General features: G+C 64.6%; 5 protein-coding genes and 1 pseudogene. 2 read left to right on the plus strand and 4 right to left on the minus strand.

Annotated elements, in window-relative coordinates:
* Positions 1 to 84: 84 nt before the first annotated feature.
* Positions 85 to 825 (minus strand): hypothetical protein, encoded by a 741-nt coding sequence (locus RZ1_RS14800; protein ID WP_072812959.1) that lies wholly within the window; start codon positions 823 to 825, stop codon positions 85 to 87.
* Between the two features lie 112 nt (positions 826 to 937).
* On the opposite strand from RZ1_RS14800, the gene RZ1_RS14805 reads away from it, so the two are divergent.
* Together RZ1_RS14805 and RZ1_RS14810 are read left to right on the plus strand one after the other, a co-directional pair.
* Positions 938 to 2,485, plus strand: a complete 1,548-nt coding sequence (locus tag RZ1_RS14805) for an HD domain-containing phosphohydrolase (protein ID WP_072812961.1) — start codon at positions 938 to 940, stop codon at positions 2,483 to 2,485.
* Between the two features lie 143 nt (positions 2,486 to 2,628).
* Positions 2,629 to 4,148: pseudogene (locus tag RZ1_RS14810) on the plus strand (aldehyde dehydrogenase family protein).
* A 66-nt stretch (positions 4,149 to 4,214) separates the two neighbouring features.
* Here the strand turns inward: RZ1_RS14810 and RZ1_RS14815 are convergent.
* From RZ1_RS14815 to RZ1_RS14825, 3 genes are all read right to left on the minus strand, one after another.
* Positions 4,215 to 4,682 (minus strand): DUF6508 domain-containing protein, encoded by a 468-nt coding sequence (locus RZ1_RS14815; RefSeq protein ID WP_139281847.1) that lies wholly within the window; start codon positions 4,680 to 4,682, stop codon positions 4,215 to 4,217.
* 308 nt (positions 4,683 to 4,990) lie between these two features.
* The gene (locus tag RZ1_RS14820) at positions 4,991 to 5,377 is read right to left on the minus strand and encodes a hypothetical protein (protein ID WP_072812964.1); all 387 of its coding nucleotides are present in this window, start codon (positions 5,375 to 5,377) and stop codon (positions 4,991 to 4,993) included.
* A 148-nt stretch (positions 5,378 to 5,525) separates the two neighbouring features.
* The gene (locus RZ1_RS14825; protein WP_072812966.1) at positions 5,526 to 6,794 is read right to left on the minus strand and encodes a hypothetical protein; all 1,269 of its coding nucleotides are present in this window, start codon (positions 6,792 to 6,794) and stop codon (positions 5,526 to 5,528) included.
* Positions 6,795 to 6,897 lie beyond the last annotated feature (103 nt).

Below are 6,897 nucleotides of genomic sequence, written 5' to 3' on the forward strand. Positions count from 1 at the left end.
GTTACTGCGGGGAACGATAACCGGAATTACCTGCGCGCCTACCTCTACATCGCGACGTACGAATCGACGGCTTTGCCCGAACGATCACCGGTTGCCGGCTGAATCCTCGGCTCGAGGACGAGCCGCGAAATGACGCTGGGCATCGAACGGCTCGAACCATGCCTGCACCGTCGCGAACAACGCGCGCTGCGGCAGCCAGAAGTCACCGAACGCCGCCTGCTCCGACAGCGGACCATCGGGACCGAGATCGGACCCGCCGACCGTCGCGCGCACGGTGTCCGCAACCCACAACTGGCGCGGGTTGGCCCGGAACCACTGACCGTTCGGAACGTGCCCGCCGAGCCGAACCTTGCCGACGCCGAGCATCGGTCCCGCGACGCGCCCCATCGCCGACAGCACCGCGGGACTGTGCCAGAGCGCGTCCGGCATGATCTTGCCCGCCGCGTTCATGACGGTGGTCGACGGCGACGTGCTCATCCGAAGATCCCACTCGAGCTCGCGCCCGGCCGTGACGTGCAGGTCGGCCGGGCCGGTCCACTCGGCGCGGACGTCGGTCTGCTCGGTCCGGCTCAGCGCGTGGCCCAGGAACCGGGGACAGCTAAGTTCGGCCGGGGCGTCGCTGTAGACGGTCCATGCCCCGTCCGGGTCGCGGTGCCATACGGACGTGTAGCCGTCGCCGACGGAGTTGGCAGGGAATCTGCGCAGCGCGAGGTAGTGGCCGCTCGCGAACGGGGCGCCGATCACCGCGTAGCCGGCGAATCGTTCTCCGGAGACGCGGGGCAGTTCACAGGACCGCTCTGCGGCTGATTGCGGGGTGGTGGTCATGATCGTCCTCCCAGGTTTTCGGGTACTTCGATCGTGCGCCGCGCGCGCCGCAGGGTCATGGGGCCGATGCCTCATCTTCCGTACCTGGGCGCCTGCCGACCACACTGGGAGGATGTCGCCCAGCGATGAGGGTCCCCGGCGAGCCGAACTGGTCGCCGCGCTGTCCCTCGCGATCGATCTCGGTCTTGGTCAGCCGATGGAGCACATGCTCCGCTCGGCACTGATCGCCACGCGCATCGCGGACCGGATGGGACTGAGCCCGGAGCAGCGGGCCGTCGTGTACTACGCGAACCTGGTCGCGTGGATCGGATGCCACGCCGACTCGCACGAACTGGCGCGCATGTTCGGCGACGACATCGTCTTCCGCGCCGACACCTACTCGGTCGACATGACCGGGCTGCCGTTCCTGCGGCTGCTGCTCAGTCACGCCGGGCGTGGTCTCCCCCAGGCCGAGCGCAGCGTCCGGGTCGCCGCGTTCCTGTTCACCGCGCGCCGGCAGATGTCCGAGCTCATCCGGTCCCATTGCGGCTCTGCGAGCGTCCTCTCCGACCGCATCGGGCTGGACCCGCAGGTCGGGGCGATGCTGGCCTTCACCTTCGAACGGTGGGACGGCGCGGGGCTGCCGGCCGGTGCGCGCGGTGACGCGATACCCGTCGAGATGCACATCGTGCATCTGGCCGACGTCGCCGAGGTGCACCTGCGCACCGGTGGACCGGAGAAGGCGATCTCCGTGACGAGGGCGCGCAGCGGAACTCAGTTCTGTCCGCGTGTGGTGGGGGCGTTCGACGATGCCGCGGCCGAAATCACCGCGGGCGTGCTCGAACAGGATGCGTGGTCGGCGGCGCTAGCCCAGGCACCGGATCGACACGACATTTTGAGCGGCCCCGAACTGGACGAATTGTTGCGTGCGATGGCCGATTTCGTCGACCTGAAATGTCCTTTTCTGCTCGGTCATTCGAGGCAGGTTGCAGATCTGGCGGCTGCCGCGGGACGGCACCGAGGGCTGTCCGACGCGGGCGTCGAACTCCTCTACCGCGCCGGGCTGGTGCACGGTCTGGGGCGGATGGGCGTGCCCAACCAGATCTGGGAGAAGCCGGGGCCGCTCACCACAGCGGAGTGGGAGCGGGTCCGGTTGTATCCGTATCTGACGGGCCGGATCCTCAGTCGCGTAGGTGGATTGGAACCGGTCGTCGCGCTCGCGCAGACGCATCGCGAACGGCTCGACGGATCCGGCTATCCCAACGGGCTGCGCGGCGTCGACCTGAGCGTCCCGGCTCGAATACTCGCAGCCGCGGAGACCTACCAACGACTACGCGAACCCCGACCGCACCGGCAGGCACTCACCGCCGAGGATGCGGCCGCGCGGATGCGCCGCGACGCGGGAGCCGGACGGTTCGACACGGAAGCGGTCGAGACCGTGCTGGCTGCCGCCGGGCACCGGGCCAAGCGACGGGCACCCTGGCCGGCCGGGTTAACCGGGCGGGAGGTGGAGGTGCTCAGACTCGTCGCCCTGGGGCACTCGAACCGGCAGATCGCGACCGAACTGCACATCACCCACAAGACGACGCGCAACCACGTCGAGCATCTCTACACCAAACTCGGCGTCCACAACCGAACGCAAGCCGGGCTTGCGGCCATCGATCTCGGGTTGACTCGATAACCCGCGCCATCGTTGGTGGGTGCGCGCTCCCCTGGACTGCCCGCGAACTGCGGCGATGGGCTTCTTCTCGGCGCCGCCTCAAGAATCCGCTTCCACCTACCACGCCGCTTCGTCCGACGTGATCTCAACGAAAGGCGCTCGCCATGACCCACGATGGCTCCACCCCGTCGTCTTCCGACGCCGCGACCATCGATCACGGCCGCACGTTCACCAGCCTCGACCCGCGCGACGAGTCCGTTCTCGGCCGATACCCCATCATGGACGCCGCCGACGTCGCCACCACCGTCGACCGTGCCCGCACCTCCGCACGATGGTGTGGCCAGCTCGGACTCCGTGGCCGCCGCGAGTTGTTGCTGGAGTTCAAGAAAGTCATTGCCACAGAGTCCGATTCGCTGGTGTCCGTGATATCCGCCGAAACCGGGAAGCCGCACGACGCCGGCTTCTTCGAGGTGATGCTCACCGTCGAGTACCTAGATTGGGCCGCGCGCAATGCGCAGAAGGTGCTCCGTCCGCGACGTGTCCCGTCGGCTGTGCCATCGATGAATCAGAAGGCGATCGTCGAGTACCTGCCTCTCAGAGTTGTCGGCGTCATCGGGTCGTGGAACTTCCCCGCCTTCACGCCGATGGGCTCGATCTCGTTCGCCCTCGCCGCGGGTAATGCGGTGGTGTTCAAGCCCTCCGAGCTCACGCCAGGCGTCGGGACGTGGTTCGAAAAGACTTGGGTGTCCGTGGTTCCCGGCCATCCGGTGCTCCAGGTCGTTACGGGCTTCGAGAGACCGGCGCGTCCCTTGCGCGATCCGGTGTCGACAAGATCGCGTTCACCGGTTCCGGTGCCACGGCGCGCAAAGTGATGGCGGTATGTGCCGAGACACTGACCCCGATGATCGCCGAATGCGGCGGTAAGGACGCAGTGATCGTCGCCGAGGATGCCGACCTCGACAAAGCCGCCGAAGCCACAGCATTCGGGACAGTCCTGAACGCGGGGCAGGCGTGCGTGGGTGTCGAACGCATCTATGTGGCAGCACCCGTGTACCAGCAGTTTGTCGACAAGCTCACCGCCGCCCTCTCTCGCGCTCGGCCGGGACCGGAAGACACTGCAACCTACGGGCCGATGACATTGCCGCGCCAGGTCGACATCGTGCGACGGCACATCCTCGACGCCCTCGATCACGGCGCGACCGCGGTGATGGGCGGACTCGATTCCGTCCGCGACCGCTACATCGAACCGGTCGTTCTGAAGGATGTGCCCGATACCTCCGCAGCAGTTCAGGAGGAGACCTTCGGTCCGACGGCAGTCGTCGAGCCGGTACGTGACCTCGACGACGCCGTCGAACGAGCCAACAGCACGCACTATGGCCTGGGTGCGTCGGTGTTCAGCCGCAACAAGAAGAAGGGACTGCAGACGGCACGACGAATCCGCAGCGGCGCGGTTTCCGTGAACAGCGTAGGCAGCTTCGGGACCGTCCCCAACCTACCGTTCGGCGGCGTCGGTGAGTCCGGGTTCGGCAGGATCCACGGTGCAGATGGACTGCGTGAGTTCAGCCGACCCCACTCGGTGACGGTGGAGAGGTTCCGGCCGCCACTCAACCTGTTGTCGGTTGAACCTTCTGAACGCGACATGAAGATCGCGAAGCGGATGTTCCGGATGCGGCACGCGCGGTGATTCGGGATCGCGCTGTGTGAAGCGCGAGGTGTGGCACCTGCATCGGAAGGAGCGCAGTTCCTGAAGTCAAACTCTCCCATGCATCAGGTCGAGGAGCCTGCCCAAGATCAGCTGCGGGTATCCGTCCACGAACTGCTGCTCGAACGATCCTTCGACGAATCGCGCGGCTCGGAAGATCGCGGTGAGATACCCCAGGCATTCCTCCGCGGTGCACTCCGCGATTCTCGCGGTGGGATCGGCGTCCGATGGACCTACGACTTCCAACCAATTGGTCCAATCGAACGGCACCACCAGACCAGCCCCATTCAAATAGTCGACCAGCGCGTTCGCCTCGGCCTCCGGGAACTGAGACTGTGGGTTCCGTGCTGCATCACCGCCCACGAAGCGCGGAGCGAACCGCTCCACACGCTGAAGGAGTTCACGAAGGTGATCCCACGTTTCGGGCGATGTTGCAGCCAAAGCTGCGGACAACGGTGCACCGAGATCGGCAACCGCGAGTTCGCCGCACACTCGGTCGAGCTGTTTACGCGTCAACGCCGTGGCGACACGCTTCTTCTTGCCACCACTCGACGGATGGTCGAGATAGATGAAGGTCCCCGGCGCCGGTCGTGCTCGAGCTGCGTAAATCTGTTGTTGCCGTCGAGCTCCAAACCGAACAGATCCGAGACCTCACGGACCGCTTGTACGCCGATTACCGCAAAGACCGGGCTTCCTTCGCGGCCGCCAACACCTTCGGGAGGTACCTCGTCGCACACGTATGACGCGCCTCGGCGACACCGATCTCGTTCTGGCTCTTGCAGTGCACAACCTCCGTGAGTGCGTAGTCGACACCGGGGTTTGCGTCAGGAATCAGTTCGAATGCGCGCTGCCGAACCGCCGCCCTGAAGCACAGCGCCGGACCAGCCGCCGTCGGGTAACGGACTGTATTTGCCGTCACGGATCTGTCCCGGGCCGCCGTCGAGCCGGCCGGTGAAGTACCGAACGGATTCGGCGACGTCGTCGCCCCAGCGTGGGTACGCCTCGTGCGGATCGATCGAAGGATTGCTACTGATGAAAACCAGGCGTGCCCGGTCGAGGTGACCTGTCCACGGTTCGGGAACCTGTTGTTCCTGTAGAGGCACATCCTGGACGGAAACGATCTTCGAGCACGGCAAGTCGTCGCCAGCCTTGCACCGCGCCAGGAGTTCGCAATGGATGATCGATTCCAGCACACGGTTGTCGGCGTTCAACCTGCCCCTTCACCCGAATTGGTCTGACCGGCAGCAGGATAATTGATGTCACGCACTGTTCCACAACCGGTTCAGCACAGCCCTTCGACGCACCCTCTCGCAGGCGAAACGAGCAAGTAGTCAGCCTTGTCCTACTACACGCGTCAAGTCACACCCGCTTGATCCAGCGCTCGTCTTCCGAATGGTCGCCTCTGCCACCTTTGGTGCCATCCCCACTTCCGTCACGTTCGTTGGGATCGATCCATGCCGCGACTCCTGCTGCACCGCGAGCCAGTTGGCGTCTGCCGCCGACGACAATCTGTCCAGCTTTGTCCCGAGCCGCGGCCAACGCATCGGAGATCCTCGCATGCTCGGCGACATCCCGGTCCGATAACTGCAGATTGCGGGCACGCACGAATGCGGTGAGCATTTCGTCGAGTTCCGCCCTGAGCTTCGTGAGAGTTCGTCCGATCAACATGTGGTGGACTTCGGTCACCTGCAGCACCGCATGAACATCGATCGCTTCGCGCAGTCTAGTGACCAGATCGACGTCCGCACGGTACTGCTCACGCAATCGCTGACGCGCACTGACGATTGTCTGCTCCAGAAACTCGGGCTCCCGAACTCGCACCTGTTCGAGTCGGAGGTTCTGCCACAGGAACAGGGACTTCTGCGCAACAACAAGCAACTGCAATGTTTCGGCCAAGCGATTCGCTCGAAGCATCTTCTCGAGTTGTTCGGCCCGCTTGGCCGGTCGGGCCTGAAGAGAGAGCATCTCGAGTTGTTTGATGGCATGTGCGCGAAGCCTCTCCACACCGACCGCAAGATCGACACCCAGCGATGCGATCGTTGACCAGTCGGTCGCGGTAAGCCCATGACCAGCTCTGACCTCTCGGACGTGTTCGGTCAGCACGCGATGGTGGCCGAACACGTCGCCGATCTGCTCGGCGTAGGCGAGCCGGAGGATCTCCTCGACCTTGTCTTCGATAATGTTGAGGCGCGCGTGAAGCTCGTCGAACTGGGCAGCGACTGCAGCTTCCAGAGCCGCCAAAGCCGCCATCTGCGGACCAAATCCCATCGCAGCAATACCAGGTTCAGGAATCCGTGCGTGCGAGATGATCTTCCCACTACCTGCGTCCCGCACCATCCGGTGATAGCTGACGTTCGAGGCCGAACTCGGGCCAGGAAGAATGCTCTCGGCGTGGTCGGCGATCGAATAAGCAGAACGGACCGCTCGACCGCCGAAGACCACGTCCTTCATCTGAGTGAGCGCTTCCCCCGATTCGCTCTGCACCGGAACGATTGGGATGTCAAGAGAACTCATGTACTCGTCGAGAGCCTCACCAGTTCCCATAAGTGCGGTCCCGAACTCGTCGTCGATGACAACCAGATCGGGACACGCGGCATCGTCACCGACTATCTGGCATTCGTCCTTCATCCCCTCGTCCTCTCGAGCAGTCCTCGCACGCTGGACTCTTCACTTGCACAGCAGTGCAGATTCCGGAGCAACTCTAGAGCGTCCGAGCGACAGGCCGGCTAGC

This window comes from Rhodococcus zopfii NBRC 100606 = JCM 9919 (assembly GCF_001895025.1).
Taxonomy (GTDB): domain Bacteria; phylum Actinomycetota; class Actinomycetes; order Mycobacteriales; family Mycobacteriaceae; genus Rhodococcus; species Rhodococcus zopfii.